Annotated in this window: 1 protein-coding gene; it reads right to left on the bottom strand. The window is 28.9% G+C overall.

Translation table 11 applies throughout. The features are described from left to right. The coding region (locus GJQ66_RS14450) for a hypothetical protein (protein ID WP_196215963.1) at positions 1-232 on the bottom strand (232 nt) is incomplete at both ends.

The following is a 232-nucleotide window of genomic DNA, read 5'->3' as shown; positions in this document are numbered from 1 at the left end:
ATTGAGATGAAATTTGTAGTCATATTTTTACTTGTTTCTTGTAATTCATCGATTTTCTTCGTTACTTGTTTTAATTCATTTGCACTTGCTTCATAAGTAGAATTAAACCTTTTTAACTTTTCAATTTCTTCTTTTTGCTTATTGAAAAGAGCGACCTTCTGTTGATCAGCAAGTTCCATATGTTCCAAAAGTTTTAAGTATTTTTTGAAGTTGGGATCGTTTGAATCAGCAA

Origin of the sequence: Microbacterium sp. ZXX196 (assembly GCF_009709595.1) — a bacterium.
GTDB classification, from domain to species: Bacteria; Actinomycetota; Actinomycetes; order Actinomycetales; family Microbacteriaceae; genus Microbacterium; species Microbacterium excoecariae.
Note: the sequence above shows the minus strand (reverse complement) of the source record. Positions and strands in the feature narration are given on the sequence as shown.